A 20,929-nucleotide genomic window follows, 5' to 3' on the forward strand; every position below is an offset into this window, starting at 1 on the left:
CAGGGTGAGAGCGGGGGTCTTCAGCCCGACATTGAGATAAAATCGATCTAGTTAAAAATTTAATTCCGAAACTATGTTCGACGCACTGGCCGATCGCTTAGAAGACGCATGGAAAAAGTTACGAGGTCAAGATAAAATCTCCTCGGCCAACATACAAGATACCCTCAAAGAAGTCCGGCGGGCTTTACTGGAAGCAGATGTTAACCTACAGGTAGTCAAGGGATTTATTGCTGAGGTCGAGAAACAAGCCCTCGGCGCTGAAGTTATTTCCGGAGTCAATCCCGGCCAGCAATTTATCAAAATTGTCTATGATGAATTGGTCAAAATTATGGGGGAAAGTAACGTTCCCCTAGCCCGGGCCGATAAACCCCCCACCGTAATTTTAATGGCCGGGTTGCAAGGGACGGGAAAAACCACCGCCACCGCCAAATTAGCCCTATATCTCCGCAAACAGTCCAAAAGCTGCCTGATGGTGGCTACCGATGTTTACCGTCCGGCGGCCATTGACCAATTAATCACCCTCGGTAAACAGATAAATGTTCCCGTCTTCGAGATGGGTTCTCAGGCCAATCCCGTCGATATCGCCCGTCAAGGTGTGGAAAAAGCCAAAGAATTGGGCGTAGATACCGTTATCATCGACACCGCCGGTCGTTTGCAGATAGATACCCAGATGATGGGCGAACTAGGACAAATCAAGAAAATTGTCAAGCCCGACGACACTTTATTAGTGGTGGATGCGATGACTGGTCAGGAAGCGGCCAATCTCACCCACACTTTTCACCAACAAATCGGCATCACAGGGGCAATTCTCACCAAACTCGATGGCGATACTCGCGGTGGGGCAGCCCTATCAGTGCGGCAAATATCGGGACAACCGATTAAATTTGTTGGGGTTGGCGAAAAAGTAGAAGCTTTAGAGCCATTTTATCCCGATCGCCTTGCCAGTCGCATCCTCAATATGGGTGATGTCCTGACGCTAGTGGAAAAAGCTCAGGAACAGTTAGACCTAGAAGACGCGGCCAAAATGCAGGCCAAGATTTTAGAGGCTAAGTTTGATTTTAATGACTTCCTCAAACAGATGCGGTTGTTAAAAAATATGGGTTCCCTGGGGGGAGTCTTGAAGTTAATCCCCGGTCTGGGCAAACTGAGCGGGACAGACATCGAAAAGGGCGAAAAAGAGTTAAAACGCACGGAAGCGATGATTAATTCCATGACCACGGAGGAACGCGCTAACCCCGATTTATTGGCTAAGTCTCCTAATCGTCGTCGTCGCATTGCCAAGGGTTCGGGACATCCGGAAACAGAAGTTACCAAACTAATTGCTAATTTCACCAGAATGCGATCGATGATGCAACAGATGGGACGGGGACAAATGCCCGCTATGCCGGGAATGCCCGGTATGGGTGGCGGAATGTTTGGGGGGGGCAATCAACCGGGGTTCCGCGGTCAGGGTGGCAGCCCGAAAAAACCGAAGAAAATCAAGAAAAAGAAAGGTTTTGGCGATTTATAGAGGCTAAAAATGTTGAAATCCGGAGCTTAAACTGAGGTGTCTTCCGTCGGCCAATTTTATCTCTTTCTCCCGGACAATTTGACCGATTATCGCCCCCTCTTCCCCCACTTTCTCCAGCAATTCTCTGGCACTGTCCGGGGGCAAAGACAAAACTAACTCAAAGTCTTCACCGCCGTATAAAGCCCATTCTAGAGCTTTTTCGGCTCCTACATATTCTTTCAGGGTTGGATGCAGGGGAATCCTCTCGATTTCAGCACCAACCCCACTACAGCGACAAATTTGCATGATGGCATCTGCTAACCCGTCACTGCTATCCATGCCGGCGATGGGAAATTGCTTGACAATTTTTTGTAAATGTGGTATGCAATCGAGTCTCGGTCGCGGGCGTTGATGGGCTTGGATTAATCGCTTTTTTTGAGCGGAATTTAAATTCCTCCCGGTTTCAGGGTGCAAGAGTAACTCTAATCCAGCCCGCGATAAACCGTGATAACCAGTAATAAGAATACTATCGCCAACTTGTGCGTTAAAACGTCTAATTTCTTCATTTTTTGCCACTTGTCCCAGGGCAGTGATGCTGATGTTAATCTCCGTAGCCCGACAGACATCGCCACCAACGATCGCCGTCTGATATACTTGCAGACAAGAGCTAAGACCCCGATAGAGTCCTTCTAGCCAATCGATGGCTAGATTGGGAGTTAAAGCCAATCCTACCGTAATTCCCAGGGGTTCTGCCCCCATAGCCGCTAAATCCGATAAATTAGCCGCCGCCGCTCGCCAGCCCACATCTTCCGGAGAGGTGGTAAGATCGCTAAAGTGGACGTTATTAACTAAAACATCAGTGGTGACGACGAGAGAGTAACCCTCTTTGAGGGATAAAATTGCGCCATCATCACCGATAATCTCCGCAGGACAATATTTTTGCAGAATCGGTAGCAATCCCTGTTCACCCAAGTCTTTAACGGTTAAATTCATAATTTCTGGGAATTGAACGATGCAGCTTCTAAAAAGTCTTTAGTTAAGAGAATTGGTGCTGATTTTTTCGTAGGCGCGATCGATAATTCCCCGACCGCGCAAAAAGCCGGTATTAGCCCCCGGACAAAGATAGGAGAGGGTTTCTGGACTAAAACGGTCTAAAATAGCCTTTTGTGACCGCAGTTGTCGCGGCCAGTGGAAAGTTTTCGCGGTCTGTAGGGGGTGCGGTTGACCCTTAGTGTCGGGGAGAAGATGACGACCGGTAAATAAAACCCCCCCGTGACGCTGCCAGTAAAGACAGGAGGAACCGGGAGAATGGCCGGGAGTCCAAAAACCGCTACAAGTGGGAGATAACTGGATTTGCTGCTGAAAAACGGTAATTTGACGGTGAGGAAGTAGATAAGCTTCCTGTTCCTGTAAAATAATCTCACAATCAAGTAAACTTTGCAGAGAATCGCTCTGTTTACCCTGACCCCCGCGATGGGTAAAAAATAGGTAACGGACTCCCTTTTCTCGGAGAAAATCCCGCTCGCTCTCGTCACAGCCAGGACAATCCACCAGAATATTACCAGTATTTTCTACAATAAGATAAGAGGTTCCCCCTAGGGTTTCCCGATTAGGCGAGAAAGCGTATAAACCTTCTAGAATTAATCGAGGGGGTTTTGTAGTTTTGCTAACCTCTAAAGGAGACGATTCGGTTTCCGATCGCATGGTTTGCCTATCCAAATCACAATCAATGCGGTTTATAACTTAGCACGATCAATGACCGGGCCGGCTGAAATTAGCCGCTTTTTATTCAAGAGAAAAGATCCGATATGGAAATGTGGTTGTTATTAGGGATTCTTGGCGGTTTCACTTATTTTATCGTCAAGCGTAGCGTGGCCAAAATCACGACAACACCAATTTGGTTAATTTGGTTAGTCCTGATGACTCCGGCTCTAATTTGGACGGGATGGACGTTAATCTATGGAGAGGATACCCCCATGCCGGCATTTTTGCTCATCAGTCCCTTTGTGATCTGCCCTTTTTTGTACTGGTGGCTAGTACAAAAGGGTCGAGTTACTCCCCAAGAAGGCCCCCCATCACCAGAGGAAAAAGCGAATTTAGTCCTAGAAAATATTGATAATCCTGCACCTAAAAATAATTTAAAACCGATCACTGCCGAAGAGGAAAAATCCCTAAGAGATTGTTTTCCCTGGAGTATTTATTATCTGCAAAATATCGATTATCGTCCCCAGGCAATTCTCTGTCGGGGGAAATTGCGAGCGGTTCCCGAAGAAGCTTATCAAGTGATTAAAAACAATGTGGAAAAGGTTTTTGGTGATCGCTTTTTATTGCTTTTCCAAGAAACTTTTCAGGGACAACCTTTTTTCGCTCTTGTGGCCAATCCCTGGCAGCAAAAAACAGAAAATATAGAAACTGAAAAAGTTACTCGCCCCCTTCTTGCCTTGGGTTTATTGTTATTAACTCTCTTAACTACCACGGTTATCGGTGCGGGATTAAGTGGCATTACCGCCCGACAATTAGAAAATAATTCTAGTTTATTATTGCAAGGTTTACCCTATAGTTTAGGCTTAATTGCTATTTTAGGACTGCACGAATTCAGCCATTATTTTACAGCAGTTAAATATAAAATTAAAACTACTTTGCCCTATTTTATCCCCATTCCTTTCTTCCTAGGCACCTTCGGAGCTTTCATTCAAATGCGATCGCCTGTACCCACCCGCAAAGCTTTATTTGATGTGGCAGTGGCCGGTCCGTTGGGCGGTATAATTATCGCTATTCCTCTACTGTTTTGGGGATTGTCCCTCTCGGAAATAGTTCCCCTAACTAATCAAAGCAGTTTATTAAATTTTCAGGCCTTAAATCCGCAGTTTTCTTTTTTCTTGTCTATCGTATCTAAACTAGCCCTCGGCAGTAATTTAATCGCGGGAAAAGCCATCCATTTACATCCTTTAGCGGTAGCTGGTTATGTGGGAATTATCGTTACAGCCCTAAATTTAATGCCGGTGGGTCAATTGGATGGTGGTCATATTGTTCACGCCATGTATGGGCAGAAAACCGCCATAATTATCGGTCAATTAACTCGATTATTCATGTTTATTTTAGCCCTAGTGCAGCCAGATTTTTTACTCTGGGCGATTATTCTCTTATTAATGCCAGTCAGCGATCAACCAGCTTTAAATGATGTGACCGAATTGGATGATAAACGAGATTTATTAGGTCTATTTTCCCTGGCTTTGTTATTAAGTATTTTGCTGCCCCTTCCCGAAGCGGTAGCCCGTTGGTGGGGGATGTAAGCGACTGCATCAATCAACCTGAGTTCCGGGAAAATTATCGGTCAGTTGGGGAATAAAATCGCCATCTCCTACGTCAATGTGAGTTCGATGATCCTCACCCTCGATCACTTTAATCCACAAAGCTGAAGGCTGACAACCCCTCAGCGATCACTGTTATATGGTTCTCAAGGCTAATTCTCGCAGAAAAAAGCGAGTTTCTCCGAAAGGGAAGTTAGGCAAATCTAGGTTAAAATTGCTGGCTATTCCGCTAATTTTGGCGAGTTTAGGCTGGTTATATCACGATTTACGTCAGCAGTGGCTAAAACCAGAAGCGATTTTTGTTTTGGGAGGTCATGCCGATCGAGAACGTTTTGCGGCAAAATTAGCTAAGGAATATCCCGATCTACCGATTTGGGTGTCTTCCGGTAGTCCGCGGCAATATGTGAAAAAGATTTTTAAAAAAGCGGGAATTCCCCTAGAACGTCTCCATCTCGATTACAATGCGCGAGATACTGTCACTAACTTTACTAGCCTAGCCGATCAACTGAAAGCTCAAGGTATTGATAGTGTCTATCTAGTCACTTCCGATAATCACATGAGAAGGGCGCGATTAGTGGGAGAAATTGTTTTTGGTAGTCGCGGAATTGTGATTAAACCGGCGACTGTTCCCTCCCAATCACCCCCCGAACCCCTAGAAAAGTCACTCAGAGACGGTTTTAGGGCAATATTATGGATAATAACCGGTTCTACTGGGGAATTTTGGCTAAAATCCGATTCTAGTCCCCCTCAATTCCCAACCAAATCAAAATAAAATTATCTTGACAAAATTCCCGACTTTATGTTAAGCAAAAACACCATTTTCGCCATCCTATTGATTTTTGTGCCGCTATCGATCGCCGGTTCCCTGTTACACTGGGGCGGAACGGTAGTTTTTATCACCGCTTGTCTAGCCATTATCCCCCTAGCGGCCTATATGGGGGAAGCCACGGAAGCGATTGCGGTGGTGGTTGGGCCAAATATTGGCGGTTTGATGAATGCCACCTTTGGCAATGCCACAGAATTAATTCTCGCCTATGTCGCTTTGCGGGAAGGGTTCATCGATGTGGTAAAAGCGACGATTACTGGCTCAATTATCGGTAATTTACTCTTAGTTATGGGATTATCGATGTTTTTAGGCGGTTTACGCTTCAAAGAACAGGAATTTCAGCCAATAACTGCCCGTTTAAACGCTTCAGCTATGAATTTAGCGGTGGTGGCGCTCCTTTTACCAACTGCCGTGCAATTTACCTCCACGGGAGTCGGGGAACCAGTCCTACAGCGTCTATCCGTGGCCGTGGCAGCGGTGTTAATTTTCGTCTATGGTTTAAGTCTCTTATTCTCCATGAAAACCCACACCTATCTCTACGATGTCGGGATTGCTGGTATCGAGGAGGAAAGCACTGAAGAAAACCCCGCAAAGCCGAAAATCTGGTTTTGGTCTTTGATTTTATTGATCGTTACTATCGCCGTGGCCGTAGAATCAGAGTTATTAGTGGCATCCCTAGAGGAGGCTACGGAACAGCTAGGTTTAACGGCACTGTTTACCGGGGTGATTCTTTTGCCTATTATCGGTAATGCGGCCGAACACGCTACGGCTGTCACCGTCGCTCTTAAGAATAAAATGGATCTATCGGTATCTGTGGCCGTCGGTTCCAGTATGCAGATCGCCCTGTTCGTGGCTCCAGTTTTGGTTATCATGGGTTATATTATCGGTCAGCCCATGGATCTAAATTTTAATCCCTTTGAGTTAGTGGCAGTGGCTGTAGCGGTGTGGTTGGCTAATTCGATTAGTAGTGATGGGCGATCGAATTGGTTGGAAGGAATGTTACTCTTAGCTACCTATGCTATTCTGGCCTTGGCTTTCTTTTTTCATCCTCTCACTGCTTAAAGTTATCCCTTGGAGATATATAGACAATGACGGATGCTTTGGCTTAAGGGAGTGGTAAAACTGGCAATTTCGAGGATTTTACCGCCATTTTTCCCTAGATTCTCCTCTAAACTTAAACTATCCTGCGCGGACCACTGACCACGATAGAGAATAGCGATTCCGGTCTTTTTCAGGAAAGGCAAAGCATAGTTAACACAAATGTCCACATTAGCTACCGCTCGCAAACAGACGATATCGTAAGCACAGTTATGTTTAAGGTTTTTCCCGACGATTTCCGCCCGACCTAAACGAGTTTTCGTGTTATTTAACTCTAATTTGTCAATAACTTCTTCAAGAAAATTAATCTTTTTTTGGGTGGAATCTAAGAGAGTCACCGACCAATGGGGATATGCGATCGCAATTGGCACACCCGGAAATCCGGCCCCCGTCCCCAAATCAATGACTGATAGGGATTTTGTCAATAGATATGGCTGGGATTTTTTTAACCAAGCTAAACCCGATAAAGAGTCCCAAAGATGTTTTTCCCAAAACTCCTCTGGTTGAGTAATTCGGGTGAGATTAAAACGTTGATTACCCTCTAAAATCAACTGATAAAGTTGTTGAAATCGCGCTTGTTGGGCCCCATCGGGTTGCCATTCTAGGGTTTCTTGCCAAAGGTCAAATAATTCGGGAAGGATCATTAATTCAGTTATCAGTTATCAGTAATCAGTAATCAGTTATCAGTTATCAGGTATGAGGAGAGTGGGGAAATTTCAACTAATACCGCAAAACCGTAAAATCTCAACTATCTGTTTTTTCACTTTTTAATTCCCTCAAATGTCCTTGTTCAATTTTCCAGTGACGGTCAGCAATAGGCAATAATTCCCCAGCATCGTGACTAACTACTAATAAAGTCCAGTGTTGTTTGAGACTAGCGAGAAGTTTAGCCAATTGACGACGCATCGACCAATCTAAACCGGCCGTAGGTTCATCGAGAAGTAACAGATTAGGCTGCCGGATTAACTGAACAGCGAGGGATAAACGACGCTGTTGACCTCCACTAAGATTGTGGGGAGAAGTATCCAGGGGAATGTTTTCTAATCCTACCTCCTTTAAGGCCGCTGTTAGGCGATCGCTTTTAATCTCCGGATGACCGAGACGCAACTCCTCAAGGATGGTTTTACCGCAAAAATGACGTTCGGGAAACTGAAAAACGATTCCCCCTAATTGTTGCAGGTGCAGCACCGTTAATTCTTGGTCGCGCCAGTGAATTGTCCCTCCTGTTTTATCGGCAAAGCCTGCTAGAATTTCCAAAAGAGTCGTTTTTCCGGAACCACTGGGGCCAACAATCAGACCTAATTCTTGGGGGGCTAATTCGAGATTAATCCCCTGTAAAATGGGATTGAGGGCAGCGGGAGGATGATAAACCACATCTTTGAGATAAAGCATTGACAGGAAAATAACTGGAAATTAAGTCTAGAAACCCGTTTCTATTGTGACAGATTTTTTCATTCGCTCAAGGAGACTTTTGATCATGGTGCTGAGCTTAGGTTTAACCAAAAAAATGGCGATCGGTGCTTCCCTGGCTATTATGGTAATGGTTAACTGGATTGGTCCCGGGTTAGCCGGAGATCCTTTCCGCAAAACCAATCCCCGACCGATTGGTGATAAGACCGAGGCCGCTTTTAACGCTATTTTTAAACAAGGTAACTATCTAGAGGCAAAAAAATTAATTGTTGAGGCCACGGAAAAGGAACCCCAAGAACCTTTGGCCCATGCTATGCGCGCCTCTCTTGCTTTTACTGACCAGGATTGGAACACCCTCAAAACCTACTCGGAAAAAACTAAGGCAGCGGCCAAACAAATGCAGGACAGCGACCCTTTAAGGGGAAATTTGTATCTAGCGGTGGGGAGTTTTTTAGAGGGAACCTACGTTTTCCAAACCGAAGGAGCAGTATCGGCTATCCCCAGATTACAACAGGTGTTTCAGTATTTGGAAACCGCAGAAAAGGCTAATCCTACGGATCCGGAATTGAACCTGTTAAAGGGTTATATGGATTTGATTTTAGCGGTTAATCTACCCTTTTCTAGTCCCCAAGAGGCAATTCAACGGCTAGAAACCTACGGAAGTCCCGATTACTTGGTCGATCGAGGTATAGCTCTAGCTTACCGGGATTTAAAGCAGTATGATCAGGCTTTGCGGTTTATCGATAACGCTCTGAAAGCGACCCCCGATAATCCAGAATTAATGTATCTGAAGGGTCAAATCCTGAGAATTCAAGGCAATACGGATAAAAATACTGGCTCTTTGAAACTGGCATTAGATTACTTTAATAATGCCCTGAAAAAACAGGAACAACTCCCCGAATCGGTCAAAAAACAGTTAAATCGCGAACACCGTAAGGTACAGGAGGAGATTAAATCCCTAGAAAACACCGCTAGTCGTTGAAAAAAGCCTAAAAATAGTCAGTATTTGGGCTTTTTATCAGTTATCAGCTTCTGAAGGCAGCCGGCAGCGGTCAAATTTTGCCAAAACAGAAAATCTCCTCTTATGGTATATAAAGTAAAGGATTATTAAGCTTCGCGGAAGTTTATTAATTAAAGTTAAAAATATATTGACAAAAAAATTGGCTTGTGGTAGGGAGCAGAATTTAGCCAAACCTCCTAGCTGATTTCTTGTCAAGGGTTCACCTAAGTGTAATTGGAGATTTCATGACGGCAACGACGGATAAATTGCATGGGGAGTTGATCACCTCGATCGAGCCAGACTTTAAACTGAAAGATATTATTAAAACCATTCCCAAAGAATATTTCCAGAAAGACCCGGTTAAAGCTTGGTTTGGCGTGATTACGAATATTTTGGCGGTCATTGCGGGTTATGCAATGCTAGTGTATTCTCCCTGGTATTTACTGCCTTTAGCTTGGATTTTCACTGGTACAGCCTTAACGGGATTCTTTGTGATCGCCCATGATTGTGGTCATCGGTCTTTTTCTAATCGACGCTGGGTTAATGATCTTGTCGGTCATATTTTCCTCTTACCCCTTATCTATCCCTTCCACTGCTGGCGTTTCCTGCATGATCGCCACCATGCTAAAACTAACATGGTAACTATAGATAATGCTTGGGATCCGTGGGAATTAGAAGCTTTTAACTCGGCCAATCCCTTAGTGCGTCTCTTTTATCGCGGCATTCGCGGACGTTTCTGGTGGCTCGGTTCGATCGCCCACTGGGCTATTCTACACTTCAACATCGAACAATTCAAAGAGAACGAACGGGAAAAAGCGCGCTTTTCGATGATTGTCGTCCTAGTTTTTGCCGCTATTTTTTTCCCAACCCTCATTTTCTACACTGGTGTCTGGGGATTGGTTAAATTTTGGGTGGTACCTTGGTTTGTCTATCATTTTTGGATGAGTACCTTTACCCTTGTCCATCACACAGACCCCGATATTCAATTTTCCTATCCCGAAGACTGGAATCAAGCTTTAGCGCAACTAGAAGGAACAGTTCACTGTAGCTATCCCCGTTGGGTAGAAATTCTCTGTCACGATATTAATGTCCATATCCCCCATCATATCTCGACGGCGATTCCTTCCTATAACCTCCGCAAAGTTCACGCTAGTCTCAAAGAAAATTGGGGTAGTCACCTAAAAGAAACCAATTTTTCTTGGGCATTAATGAAGCGAATCGTTGATTATTGTCATATTTTCGACTCCGAAACCGCCTACAAAACCTTTAAGGAAAGCCGCAGTTAAATCAGTTATCAGTTATCAGTTATCAGATTTGAGTTTTAAGTATTAAATAGAAGTTTCCTAGTGTCTTTTCACTGATTACTGTTTAATGAAAAAAGATTACCAGGAACCGCGTTTGCCACTGGGCATAACTGTTAACCAATTGGTTTTTGCTAGGGCGATTTGTTCTTGAGTTACTTGGACATCAGAGAGATTAGCCCCGCAAAGATTAGCACCTTTGAGATTAGCATGGCGAAGATTGGCTCCGGTGAGATTAGCCCCGCGTAAATCGGCCTTTTCTAGGTCTGCATAAGCGAGATAGGTATTATTTAAATTAGTATTTTTGAGAATAGCATGACTGAGATCAGCCCGGCCTAGATCTGCATTAGACAGATCTGCTCCTTGTAAATTAGTTCCTGTTAATTTGCATTGATAGAAATTTACCCCCAAAAGTTTTACTTTGGCCAGATTGAGATTCGGTAATTCCTCTTGGGAAAAATTGCGCCGGCCGTTATTGTAAGCATCGAGAATTGCTTTTGCATCTAAGCGGGGTTTTTTCTTCAGTAAGGTTATATCTATGGTGCTGCGGTCTTTACTCCTACCCCCCAGCATATTATCTGGAGAGACAACCGGATTTTTGGGGCGCAATTTGGAACTTAGAGGGGCAGAAACGGAGGAATTGGCTATCAGACCTGAATCTTCTGGGGGTGTCGGGGAAGTGACCACTGGAGCCGTGATTAGACTTTGGTTTAGACTATCGGCATAATCCGTCATTTCTAAAGCATCCATTACCTCTTGGGCGGATTTGTAGCGATGACGGACAGAGACTTCCATCATGGTTTTCAGGACTTGGGCAAACTGGGGACTCACCTTGACTAATTTTTCCCAGAGTAATTCACCTGTATTTATATCTACTTCGATATCTTTAGGAGACCTGCCCGTGAGTAGATAGAGACAAGTGACTCCCACCGAGTAGATATCACTAGCGTAAACGGGACGCATGGCCATCTGTTCAGGAGGGGCAAAACCTTCGGTCCCCAAGGCAAAATTAGTGAAAGCGTTTTGAGAGTTGGCATTAGTAATCATAGTGTTAACTTGATTTGTAACCGCCCCAAAGTCAATTAGAACCAATTTTCGGTCTGTTTGCCGACGAATTAGGTTAGCGGGTTTGATATCCCGATGAATTACCTTTTCTTCGTGGATATATTTCAAAATCGGCAAAAGTTCGCTTAAAAACTGTTTGACTCCCGCTTCGCTAAAGGGACCGCGTTCTTTTACCTCTTGTTGTAGGTTATAACCTTTAACGTATTCTTGAACTAGATAAAACTGTTGATTATCTTCAAAATAGTCTAATAATCGGGGAACCTGCGGATGAATCCCGACTTTACCTAGGGTTTCCGCTTCTCGCTCGAACAGTTCTTTGGCCATGCGAAAAATCTTAGGATCATTAGTGGAAGGTCGCAGTTGTTTGACGACACATATTGGTTTACCCGGTAGGGACAGATCCGATGAGGCAAAAGTTGCCCCGAACCCCCCTTTTCCTAAAATACCTAGGATTTGATAGCGATCGTGCAGAAGCAGTTTAGAACCGCAATTCTGACAGATTGACGCTGTAGGGGCGTTTTTCGGTTGAGAACAGGATGGATTAACGCAGTAGCTCATTGAGAGTCACCAATTGACCTTATGGGGGGTTTTCATTCCTATAGCGGCAGGCATTTAGCCCTTCGCTATCGGCAAATTTTTGCTCTATCTTCCTTTTTGGTTGGGGGAGATGTTTTAACTTCAAAGCATCGTGTCATAACTTTCAGAAGCGGAAGACTGGTAATGGGACAATTGCCAATCTTGATTCCTCAATCTCAACACAGGGAAAAACTGTGATCTCAAACGATGTCAACAAGCGATCGCTAGTTCTCTCAGTCTTTCTTTAGTTTATGATTCCCTAAAATTGCCGAAAATTAACAGGGAGTGGCTTGAAAGGAAAAAGTCAAGAAAGAGGGACAGAGAGACTAAGGAGGTATCTCATAGTTGTGACCTTCTCTCACTTATGGTGAGTAGCAGAAGTTGTTAAGAGAGGGCAAGTGCAATTTGCCCCTACATTAATATTAATGCGCCAATGGCAGGGGCGCACCGCCTAGTCCCAAAATTTATATACAGCAGTTATCTTAATGGTCAGATAGGAACAATGCCAATTGAGATGCACCCGATACTAAAGTAAAAATTCGCCTATTGCCTGTTCTTTGGTCTCTGATGACTGGTTACTGGTCACTGATAACTGTCTCCTATCCCCTAATCACTTTCTCACTTTCACCAAGGCAGCCCGGGCCTGTTCGCGGTCATCGAAATGGATTTTTTCCGTCCCCAAAATTTGATAATCTTCGTGGCCTTTACCCGCAATAATTACTCCGTCTCCCGGTTGTGCCGCTTGAATAGCCGTGTCAATGGCCAAAGCGCGATCGCTAATTACCTGCACAGTAATTTCTGGAGGAATGCCAGCGATAATATCCTCAAGTATTCGTTCGGGAGACTCTGTGCGGGGATTATCGGAGGTAACTATGGCTAAATCTGCTAATTCTGCGGCTATTTTACCCATTAACGGTCGTTTTGTCCGATCTCGATCGCCGCCACACCCAAAAACACAAATCATCCGACCGGAAATAAAGGGCCGGGAAGCTTTTAAAACATTCTCTAAACTGTCGGGAGTATGGGCATAATCGACAATGACACTGATATCTTGGTCGGGAGCGATGCTAACCCGTTCCATCCGCCCCGGTACTCCTGAAAACTGGGGAATTTGACCGATTACTGACTCTAAATCTACACCATATTCTAACACTGCCGCCACCGCCGCTAACAGGTTAGCTAGATTATATTGACCCACTAGAGGAGAAGCAAAGGCTATTTCTCCTTGAGGAGTCACCATCACCCCTTCCACTCCCGTGGGTTGATAGTGTAAATCTTTAGTATAAAAATCGGCACTAGCATCGGACACACTATAGGTTAAAACCTGTTGGGGAGACAGGGAGGCCGCTAAACGTTGACCATAGGCATCATCAAGGTTAATAATCGCCTTACCTTGCAGATAATCGGCACTAAATAATTTAGCTTTAGCGGCAAAATAATCCTCCATATCGAGGTGATAATCGAGATGGTCCCGGGTGAGATTAGTAAACACCGTCACGGGAAAAGTACAACCCTGTACCCGTCCCTGGGCCAGTGCATGGGAACTAACTTCCATGACGGCGATTTCATTGCCGGCGCTCACCGCTTTGGCTAAACTAGCTTGTAACTCATTAGCGAAAGGGGTGGTATGATTAGCGGTTTCTTGGAATCCTTGCCAACGGGTGTAAAGAGTCCCGAATAAAGCGGTGGGAATCCCTGCTTGGCCGAGAAAATATTCAATTAAATGGGTGGTGGTGGTTTTGCCGTTGGTTCCCGTCACACCGATTAATTTTAGGGTAAGGGCCGGATAATGATAGAATTTAGCTGCGATCGCAGCAGTGGCAGTAACTAAATCTTCCACAACCATTACCGAAGCATCCTCCGGAGGGGGAAATTTAGCGGCGGCTGCCGGGGAGATAATCGCCGCTACGGCCCCGGTTTCCAAAGCGGAACGCCAAAATTCCCCCCCATCCACCCGCGTTCCGGGTAAACCGATAAATAGATATCCCGGTTGACAAGCATGGGAATTGGTGGAAATTCCTGTAATCTCGGTTTCTAAAGCGATAGGAGAAGAAATCGGGGAAACCGGGGTGATATTTGTCAAAAGTTCTTGTAGTTTCATGGTCAGGATTGAATCTAGGGATTGCTGCTTTTAGATTAGCCGATAATCAAAGAGGTTCCTAGGCTATTAATTTAACGATAAAAAAACTCAGCAGTAAGGATATCAACCGCGATAAGCTAAAAAAAACAAGGCTATAGCTTGTCAACTATTGAAGATTTTCTGCTTACTATTTTCGGGATACTTAATATGCAATTCGTCGATTTTCTGACTCTCATTCATCCTGTCCTAGCGATAGTGGTCGTTTTCCCCATTATCGGCCTCGTAGTTAACTTTGCTTGGCAAACCCGTCAACGTCGCTTAGAAAACGCTGCGGGAAATAAAAGTAAAATTCCGCCAGTGGTCGGGCCGGAACATCTACGCTTAGGCCGCTGGTTAACGGGTACAGTGGTAGGGGTTAACCTGTTAGCACTAGCTTACTCGGTCGTTTACGGTTTTAATGGTTTTGTCGATAAACAAAAAGATGGAAAATTAGACTCCTTTCAGGTCATTTTTGTGATTTTGATGTTTTTTGTCACCATTGCCTCTTTGGTCTGTCTCTACCGCGCTAGACAAGCTCTCTGGCGCGGAATTTTTGCCACTTTGACTGGCATCGGTTTAATTATTATCGGTTCTCAGGATGGGGTCTGGCGACTCTCGGCCCAATGGTACTGGTCTCACTACTATATCGGCATGGCGGCATCATTACTGATGATTTTCTCTCTGGCCATTGTCGAAGATATCTATAAAGACCGTTCCCATCGTTGGCGCATTGCCCATACAGTCCTCAATTGTATCGCTCTGGCTCTCTTTCTGGGACAAGCCATGACAGGTTCGAGGGATTTGCTGGAAATTCCCCTCAGTTGGCAAAAACCAGCAATTTATCGCTGTGATTTCACCAATAAAACCTGTCCTGAACCGAAATCCTCAACCCCCCTTATCAACCCGATAAGTTAAACTTTTTTAGGGACTGGGAGAGGGAGAGGCAGTCGCGAAATTAAGGTACACACTCAGATGCACCCGCAGCGGTATCGATGGGTTCTTCACACCAATTGGCAATCTCACCAAGTTGGGGCAAAGTGTTTACGGGGGCTGGTTTCAGGTTTGTGATTAAGTCAGTCCATTCTACCCCTTGGGTAACAGCCACAGCATTGTCAGGTGAGGCACAGCCTGAAATTTTGCCCCAATTTTTACCCCAGGCGGCACCGACGAAAGCACCGTTACCGCTTTTACCGAGGGAATAGGCAGGAGCAAAGATAAACGCTTCTAGTCTTTGGTCTCCTCTCAGACAAATTTGCGGCGCAGCGGCACCTAAAATAGTAGGGTGATTATAGGCATAAATTTGTAGATTGCCCGGTCTACAGCCGTCCTCACCATTGCAATTGTGTTCGATGGCACCGTTAATATTACCTCTAACATAAAAAACCACCCGTTCCCCCAGAGTAATGGTAATCTTCTCGCCATCATCCAAGTTGATATTATCAACGATATACTCGTACGCTCCGCTGGGAGATGGGGTGTCTCCCGGTCGGGGAAAAGTTTCGGAACTGGCAAGTTCTAGGTCTTGCTGCTCAGGGCGAAGGGTGGCTGCAATGGGAATTTCTGGTAAATTGCGGAAAGCCACACCGACAAATTGCGCTTTGTAGGGGGTACTGGGTGCAGGTATGGGCTGTTGAATTTTCTGCGTGTTAATAATACATTCTAGATCTGGTTGCAAAGTTGCTGTCACCTCAACAAATCCCGTCGCCGCCGTGGTGCCGCTCATCACCACATCCCCCTGAAAGTTAGCACCGCCAGAATAGTCGGCACTACCGACCGTAATCTGGGCAGTTTGACCCGCATTTTCCGTGGCTCCCTCGCTTACCCATAAAGCCGGGACAGTGGTGCGAGTGAATGCGAGGGGAAGAGAGGGACGAATCGGGATACTGACCACCACACGGTTACGGGAGGCGGCATTGTCGCCACTATCTCTATTTATATCAATGTTAGTTAGGTCTGTTTCGGCACTTTTGCGGGAACGCCCTTCGAGGGTGAGAACTCCCAAACCCAGAACATCGGGGTCGACTACGTCGTTATAATCGTATCCAACCACGCGATAATAACGATTATCATTCAACTGGAACTGAAACCACTCACCACTAGCTAAATCTCTTAATCCTGGGCTTGCTGCTCGTTGTCCTGTGGGTGCGAGGATTTTGTTGGCAATTTCGTTATTACGATCGGGATTACCACAGGCGGCGGCAATGGCTAATTTTTTTAAATCTGTTTGTAAACCTGGACTGGGATTACCAGTAGGTACTTGGGCGTTCTGCCAACAATCGCCAGAAGTACACTTACTATCAACCGTCGCCATAACTCGAACGCTATTGAGTAAATCTTGTACACGCGTCACCCCAGCTTCGGAACTTCTTAAACCATCAGCCCTGGCGTTTTGGGCAATTACTTTCGATTGGTCTCCCTGGGCGCGTATGATCATAGTCATTCCTGTTCCCATCATGATGAGTCCAATTAACACGGCAAGAGGCAAGGCAAACCCTTTTTCCTTATTAGCCATCAGGTGAAGGCATAAACGATTTTTCATGGGCTAGTCCATCTAAGAATGGTTACTTCTATTATAATACTGTCAAGTTTTGGTCAAGTGACAACCGTGATATAGAGTTTCTCGTAAAGGTAAAGTACAAAATAATCTTTGCTAATCAAATATTTCAGCTGCCAGAACGAACCTCATTTATCTAAGAAACGCTGTCAACAGCCGGTAATTGTTCGATAAGTATTTTCGACTTTTGGCCCTCTTAGGTTCGGTGGGTAAAATGTATTCTAAGATACAGTCCTGCGGGCGAGCGCGTGGAAGGAACCACAGGGACACAGAGGACACCAAGATTGATCGCTTTTATAGTAAGTTAAACTGATCACACAAAGAATAAGAGAGCCGACTTTTGACTTAACTAAAGGGCTGTTTTTCGATTCAAAAATGCCCGCCAAATCAAGCCTATTCCACGACAAAAGCTGATAATTAACAACCAAAGTGATTGTAATTCTCCCGCCGTATTTTTCAGTGGCCAGCGCTGGGGACGACAGAATAGAAAAGTAATTAGTTTTCTCTGCTCTGATAGGGTAAGTGGCTGGAATTTAAGGGTTACTTGCCAGATTTTTCCTCGTTTTTCTAGATTGACTAGATGAGCAGATAGGCGCAAATCTTCGCCTAAAATATCTAGGAGTAATTTTTCTGAGTAGATAGGTTCACTTAGGTTAATTTCTGCTCCTATTTCTGAAAGGTTTTTCAGATTGCCCTGTATAACTATATCCGATTCTGTTATCAAGTTAACGGGAGATTCCAGCACTTGGTATTGAGTTTCTAGGGTGAGGGGAGCTTCCAATAAAGCCACTAGAGCAGTCATGATAATAACCACGTTATATATGGCCAAAATCAAGCCAAAATTTAGGGGACTTTCTTGATAATTGTGATGATTTAAATTAAAGAAAATACTAATTAAAGTAATGGTGAGAAAAAAGAGTAATGGGTAGGATAAGTGCCAATTATATTGATAATTTTGGCGAGCAATTCCCTTCGGTGTCACCTGAAATCCTTTGTCAAAGGGTTTCCAAAGAACATGGAGAACTGTTAGGGATGTAGGTACACAAATAATCATCGATAGTACCTCAGAAAAAATAATTGAGCGCGAGCGAGAATTTAACCAGTGATAAGTGGCTAACTGCAGCATCATGTAGGGTAAAAAGATATAGATTGTCTCATCGATGGTAATATTAAAAGGTACGATATAACCAAAGGTATAAAGGAGAGGAATAAGCAGAGAAAATAAACGAGCTAAGGGAGAAAACCAAGATAAAAGTCCTTCTAAGTGTGCCAATCTTTGGGGTAGAGTTAGTCCCGCAATTTTCAGGGGATTAGCTTTGATAAAAAAGGCCTGTAAAGTTCCCCTTGCCCAGCGCAATCTTTGCCGTAAATAAGCTGATAAACTTTCGGCAGATAAACCAGCGCTGAGTTTTTCATTTAAGTAAATAACTTCATAACCTTTCGCTGAGATAGCAATCCCAGTGAAATAGTCTTCACTAATAGATTCTATATTAAAGTAGTCCACTTCCTCTAATGCTTTTCTTCTGACAATAAAAGAAGTGCCAGCACAGACAGGACTACCTACCCCATCTTTAGCTGGTTGGATATGACGATAAAATAATTCTTCGTCGGGAGTAACGAGATTTTCTAAGCCTAAGTTATGGGCGATAGGATCGGCGTTATAAAAGCTTTGGGGAGTTTGCACTAAGGCAATTTTAGGGTTTTGAAACCAGCCAACAGTTCTTTCTAGGAAGTTCTGACAAGGAATAAAATCTGCATCAAAAACCACCACTAATTCCCCTTGAGTTTGTCTGAGCGCATGGTTTAAATTACCTGCTTTAGCGTTTTTTCTATCCTCACGAGTCAGATAATGACAATTTAATTTTTCTGCCAATTTATCAATTTCTGATCTCTGGGTATCATCGAGAATATAAATATTTTTATGGGGATAATTCAGGGCTTGACAACCGATAATAGTTCTTTTTAAGATGAAGGCTGGCTCATTATAGGTGGGAATCAGGATATCTACCGTCGGTAAATACTGTTTATTGATCACTGCTTGGCTATAAAAATCAGCTTCTTTGCGTCTATTTTTTGTGGTCAAGACTAAAACTAACTGAATTATGCTACTACTTAAAACTATCATCTCAATGCCTAAAAGTAGTAAACTAAAAAAGCCATTGAGAGGAGTAGAAAGATTTAAGGTTTCCAGAATTCTCCAGAGTAGATAGCGCAGGGTGATAGCTAGAGTGATAGAAATAATGACTAATCTTGACCAAACTTGCGGATGCGGAGACAAGAAAATGAAGAACTGCGTAAAAATTAGCAGGATAACTGTGGGTAATAATAATTGATAGCTATTAGTAACTGTGGGAACTTTGATCCAAGCAAAGGGGTTAAAAAAATCTTCTACTAAGCCAAGTAGTAATCGATAAATATTGTGTTCCGGCCAACATAATGATAAACTGACCATCATTAGCCCGCCGATCACTGCTAACATAATTAAGATAACTGATATTATCGCTAAAATCGACTTGAATAGGGAGGAATATGCTGGTTTTTGAGGTAACGGAAAAATCGTTTCTTGGTTAGACATAAATCCCCTTCTGAGCAAATAAATCTAAACTATATTTTACAATTCTTAACAAAAACCTGTACATTTTTGGCAATGACAGGATCGCTCTCCACCAAAATGCTAAATTTTGTATCAAACCAGATGAAACTAGCCAGAAAAAGTCTAGAAATAGTATACTTTGGTTAACCGTGAGGAAAAATTAATCTATGATAGCCGTCAAAATCGCCGTTGTTAGCGCTCTCGTTTTAGTTGTGGTCAAATTCGTCGCTTCTGTTCTAGGCAAAGGCAATATACCCCTACTTAATCAGGCTGTCACTGTGATTTTAAGCCTTTTCATCGGTTTTGAGTTGATTCAACTAGGACAAGCGGTGATTGAAAAGATTAATTAAGGGCTAAACGGGCTAGATAGAAGCTAGTAATAGTTTTAGCATCGATCGATTCTCCCCTTGCGATCGCTGATTCCATTTCCTCAAAACTCATAAAAACCACTTCTAGATCTTCATCGGCATCTTGATCGGGGGGCAAGCTTAATTTTTCCAGATCCTGTGCCAGAAAAGCATAGATGTATTCATCGGAATAACCTGGTGCCAGGGCAAATTTACCCAAAGATTGCCAATTATGCGCCCGATAGCCCGCTTCTTCCTCTAATTCTCGTTTTACCGTCGTAGCGGGGTCTTCTCCTTCATCGATCGTTCCGGCGGGAAATTCCAGAATTCGAGCTTGCAGACTAAATCGATACTGACGTACTAAAACTAATTGACCTTCGCTGGTGATCGGAACTGCTAAAGCGCCTCCCGGATGACGCACACATTCCCATTCTCCCTCGACACCGTTAGGTAAACGGAGTTTCGAGACTTGAAATTGAAAGACGCGACCTTGATAAAAAAGACGTTGTTGGAGAAATTGAGGTGGTTCAGACATAGGAAATTTCAACTAGGACTTTAAGAATTAATATCAAGAAATGTTACCTTTGTCACCGGTGTTAGGGATCGGGCAGAATTATCGTCTGACGGCCGAGGAGAGATTCAGGTTATAATGGGAAATGCTGTCTTTACAGGTTAAATCTTTTTCGAGAAACCCCCATGGCAAAAAAATCGATGGTAGAACGCGAGAAAAAACGCGATCATCTCAGACAAAAATACGAAGCTAAAAGAGCGGAACTAAAAGAACAATTCCGCACCGCCGAAGATTTTGAAGAAAAACTGGCAATTCACCAAAAATTACAGGAATTACCCCGCAATAGCGCTCCCAGTCGTCACCGCAACCGTTGTTTAGCCACGGGCAGACCGAGAGGATACTATCGCGATTTTGGTTTATCGCGCAACGTTTTACGGGAATGGGCGCACCAAGGTCTTTTACCCGGTGTAGTCAAGTCTAGCTGGTAGTCAGAAACAAAATCCTCGCAAAAATCCTGTGATAGAGGTGTGTTGACATCTCCCCGCTTGCAAAAGACGGGGATTCTCATCAGTAAAATCGAGCAGGGTTGAAACCGCGCTCGATCTCGATGACAATCTATTTTAGGAAGCCTGTCTAATAAGCGAAGAAGGGTTTATTCTTAATTCTTAGTTAGGGTCATTAAAAAAAGCTGGGATTATCATTAAAGTAGTCCGAAGCCTGATCCTGATT

At 44.1% G+C, this 20,929-nt stretch carries 18 protein-coding genes; 9 read left to right on the forward strand and 9 right to left on the reverse strand.

The annotated features are described in order from the left end of the window. The first annotated feature begins 73 nt into the window (after nt 1-73). A complete protein-coding gene (gene ffh / locus MiAbW_RS06195; RefSeq protein ID WP_151695377.1) occupies nt 74-1,510 on the forward strand; it encodes a signal recognition particle protein in 1,437 nt (478 codons plus the stop codon). A 3-nt stretch (nt 1,511-1,513) separates the two neighbouring features. On the opposite strand, the gene thiL is transcribed toward ffh, so the two are convergent. After that, complete coding sequence (gene thiL / locus MiAbW_RS06200) at nt 1,514-2,482, reverse strand: thiamine-phosphate kinase (RefSeq protein WP_151695378.1); 969 nt, start codon at nt 2,480-2,482, stop codon at nt 1,514-1,516. A gap of 39 nt (nt 2,483-2,521) precedes the next feature. Then, entirely contained in the window at nt 2,522-3,193 is a 672-nt protein-coding gene (locus tag MiAbW_RS06205) for an MBL fold metallo-hydrolase (RefSeq protein WP_151695379.1), read from the reverse strand. A 104-nt stretch (nt 3,194-3,297) separates the two neighbouring features. Between MiAbW_RS06205 and MiAbW_RS06210 the strand changes: the two genes are divergently transcribed. The 3 genes from MiAbW_RS06210 (at nt 3,298) to cax (ending at nt 6,688) form a co-directional block, all read left to right on the forward strand. Then, nucleotides 3,298-4,782: a site-2 protease family protein gene (locus MiAbW_RS06210; protein WP_151695380.1), complete on the forward strand. Its 1,485-nt coding sequence runs from the start codon at nt 3,298-3,300 to the stop codon at nt 4,780-4,782. 157 nt (nt 4,783-4,939) lie between these two features. After that, nucleotides 4,940-5,572, forward strand: a complete 633-nt coding sequence (locus MiAbW_RS06215) for a YdcF family protein (protein WP_151695381.1) — start codon at nt 4,940-4,942, stop codon at nt 5,570-5,572. 27 nt (nt 5,573-5,599) lie between these two features. Further along, a complete protein-coding gene (cax, locus tag MiAbW_RS06220; protein ID WP_151695382.1) occupies nt 5,600-6,688 on the forward strand; it encodes a calcium/proton exchanger in 1,089 nt (362 codons plus the stop codon). Nucleotides 6,689-6,690: 2 nt separating this feature from the next. On the opposite strand, the gene rsmG is transcribed toward cax, so the two are convergent. Both rsmG and MiAbW_RS06230 read right to left on the reverse strand, forming a co-directional pair. Then, nucleotides 6,691-7,368: a 16S rRNA (guanine(527)-N(7))-methyltransferase RsmG gene (rsmG, locus tag MiAbW_RS06225; RefSeq protein WP_151695383.1), complete on the reverse strand. Its 678-nt coding sequence runs from the start codon at nt 7,366-7,368 to the stop codon at nt 6,691-6,693. A 100-nt stretch (nt 7,369-7,468) separates the two neighbouring features. Further along, a complete protein-coding gene (locus MiAbW_RS06230) occupies nt 7,469-8,116 on the reverse strand; it encodes an ABC transporter ATP-binding protein (RefSeq protein WP_002780686.1) in 648 nt (215 codons plus the stop codon). Nucleotides 8,117-8,201: 85 nt separating this feature from the next. Between MiAbW_RS06230 and MiAbW_RS06235 the strand changes: the two genes are divergently transcribed. Together MiAbW_RS06235 and MiAbW_RS06240 are read left to right on the forward strand one after the other, a co-directional pair. Then, nucleotides 8,202-9,116 carry a Sll0314/Alr1548 family TPR repeat-containing protein gene (locus MiAbW_RS06235; protein WP_151695384.1) on the forward strand — a complete coding sequence of 305 codons (915 nt, stop codon included), beginning with the start codon at nt 8,202-8,204 and terminating at the stop codon, nt 9,114-9,116. Between the two features lie 263 nt (nt 9,117-9,379). Then, complete coding sequence (locus MiAbW_RS06240; protein WP_151695385.1) at nt 9,380-10,420, forward strand: fatty acid desaturase; 1,041 nt, start codon at nt 9,380-9,382, stop codon at nt 10,418-10,420. 96 nt (nt 10,421-10,516) lie between these two features. On the opposite strand, the gene MiAbW_RS06245 is transcribed toward MiAbW_RS06240, so the two are convergent. Together MiAbW_RS06245 and MiAbW_RS06250 are read right to left on the reverse strand one after the other, a co-directional pair. After that, entirely contained in the window at nt 10,517-12,058 is a 1,542-nt protein-coding gene (locus tag MiAbW_RS06245; RefSeq protein WP_151695386.1) for a serine/threonine-protein kinase, read from the reverse strand. A gap of 628 nt (nt 12,059-12,686) precedes the next feature. After that, the gene (locus MiAbW_RS06250) at nt 12,687-14,177 is read right to left on the reverse strand and encodes a UDP-N-acetylmuramoyl-L-alanyl-D-glutamate--2,6-diaminopimelate ligase (RefSeq protein WP_151695387.1); all 1,491 of its coding nucleotides are present in this window, start codon (nt 14,175-14,177) and stop codon (nt 12,687-12,689) included. A 186-nt stretch (nt 14,178-14,363) separates the two neighbouring features. On the opposite strand from MiAbW_RS06250, the gene MiAbW_RS06255 reads away from it, so the two are divergent. Next, nucleotides 14,364-15,110, forward strand: a complete 747-nt coding sequence (locus MiAbW_RS06255; protein ID WP_151695388.1) for a DUF4079 domain-containing protein — start codon at nt 14,364-14,366, stop codon at nt 15,108-15,110. A gap of 40 nt (nt 15,111-15,150) precedes the next feature. Here the strand turns inward: MiAbW_RS06255 and MiAbW_RS06260 are convergent, their stop codons facing one another. Beyond that, entirely contained in the window at nt 15,151-16,734 is a 1,584-nt protein-coding gene (locus tag MiAbW_RS06260; protein WP_151695389.1) for a hypothetical protein, read from the reverse strand. 364 nt (nt 16,735-17,098) lie between these two features. Beyond that, entirely contained in the window at nt 17,099-19,324 is a 2,226-nt protein-coding gene (locus tag MiAbW_RS06265) for a glycosyltransferase (protein WP_151695390.1), read from the reverse strand. A 185-nt stretch (nt 19,325-19,509) separates the two neighbouring features. On the opposite strand from MiAbW_RS06265, the gene MiAbW_RS06270 reads away from it, so the two are divergent. After that, nucleotides 19,510-19,692 carry a hypothetical protein gene (locus MiAbW_RS06270; protein WP_002769951.1) on the forward strand — a complete coding sequence of 61 codons (183 nt, stop codon included), beginning with the start codon at nt 19,510-19,512 and terminating at the stop codon, nt 19,690-19,692. On the opposite strand, the gene MiAbW_RS06275 is transcribed toward MiAbW_RS06270, so the two are convergent. Beyond that, entirely contained in the window at nt 19,685-20,224 is a 540-nt protein-coding gene (locus MiAbW_RS06275; RefSeq protein WP_151695391.1) for an NUDIX hydrolase, read from the reverse strand. The genes MiAbW_RS06270 and MiAbW_RS06275 overlap by 8 nt on opposite strands. 161 nt (nt 20,225-20,385) lie before the next feature. Between MiAbW_RS06275 and rpsN the strand changes: the two genes are divergently transcribed. Next, nucleotides 20,386-20,688, forward strand: a complete 303-nt coding sequence (rpsN, locus tag MiAbW_RS06280) for a 30S ribosomal protein S14 (RefSeq protein WP_151695392.1) — start codon at nt 20,386-20,388, stop codon at nt 20,686-20,688. Nucleotides 20,689-20,929 lie beyond the last annotated feature (241 nt).

Origin of the sequence: Microcystis aeruginosa NIES-4325 (assembly GCF_008974145.1) — a bacterium.
GTDB classification, from domain to species: Bacteria; Cyanobacteriota; Cyanobacteriia; order Cyanobacteriales; family Microcystaceae; genus Microcystis; species Microcystis aeruginosa_G.

Coding starts and splice junctions, on each gene's coding strand:
- MiAbW_RS06235 (WP_151695384.1), top strand. CDS start 8,202: ATGGTGCTGAGCTTAGGTTTAACCAAAAAAATGGCGATCGGTGCTTCC.
- MiAbW_RS06215 (WP_151695381.1), top strand. CDS start 4,940: ATGGTTCTCAAGGCTAATTCTCGCAGAAAAAAGCGAGTTTCTCCGAAA.
- MiAbW_RS06230 (WP_002780686.1), bottom strand. CDS start 8,116: ATGCTTTATCTCAAAGATGTGGTTTATCATCCTCCCGCTGCCCTCAAT.
- MiAbW_RS06275 (WP_151695391.1), bottom strand. CDS start 20,224: ATGTCTGAACCACCTCAATTTCTCCAACAACGTCTTTTTTATCAAGGT.
- MiAbW_RS06210 (WP_151695380.1), top strand. CDS start 3,298: ATGGAAATGTGGTTGTTATTAGGGATTCTTGGCGGTTTCACTTATTTT.
- MiAbW_RS06250 (WP_151695387.1), bottom strand. CDS start 14,177: ATGAAACTACAAGAACTTTTGACAAATATCACCCCGGTTTCCCCGATT.
- MiAbW_RS06205 (WP_151695379.1), bottom strand. CDS start 3,193: ATGCGATCGGAAACCGAATCGTCTCCTTTAGAGGTTAGCAAAACTACA.
- MiAbW_RS06245 (WP_151695386.1), bottom strand. CDS start 12,058: ATGAGCTACTGCGTTAATCCATCCTGTTCTCAACCGAAAAACGCCCCT.
- MiAbW_RS06255 (WP_151695388.1), top strand. CDS start 14,364: ATGCAATTCGTCGATTTTCTGACTCTCATTCATCCTGTCCTAGCGATA.
- MiAbW_RS06265 (WP_151695390.1), bottom strand. CDS start 19,324: ATGTCTAACCAAGAAACGATTTTTCCGTTACCTCAAAAACCAGCATAT.
- cax (WP_151695382.1), top strand. CDS start 5,600: ATGTTAAGCAAAAACACCATTTTCGCCATCCTATTGATTTTTGTGCCG.
- MiAbW_RS06260 (WP_151695389.1), bottom strand. CDS start 16,734: ATGAAAAATCGTTTATGCCTTCACCTGATGGCTAATAAGGAAAAAGGG.
- MiAbW_RS06240 (WP_151695385.1), top strand. CDS start 9,380: ATGACGGCAACGACGGATAAATTGCATGGGGAGTTGATCACCTCGATC.
- rpsN (WP_151695392.1), top strand. CDS start 20,386: ATGGCAAAAAAATCGATGGTAGAACGCGAGAAAAAACGCGATCATCTC.
- thiL (WP_151695378.1), bottom strand. CDS start 2,482: ATGAATTTAACCGTTAAAGACTTGGGTGAACAGGGATTGCTACCGATT.
- MiAbW_RS06270 (WP_002769951.1), top strand. CDS start 19,510: ATGATAGCCGTCAAAATCGCCGTTGTTAGCGCTCTCGTTTTAGTTGTG.
- rsmG (WP_151695383.1), bottom strand. CDS start 7,368: ATGATCCTTCCCGAATTATTTGACCTTTGGCAAGAAACCCTAGAATGG.
- ffh (WP_151695377.1), top strand. CDS start 74: ATGTTCGACGCACTGGCCGATCGCTTAGAAGACGCATGGAAAAAGTTA.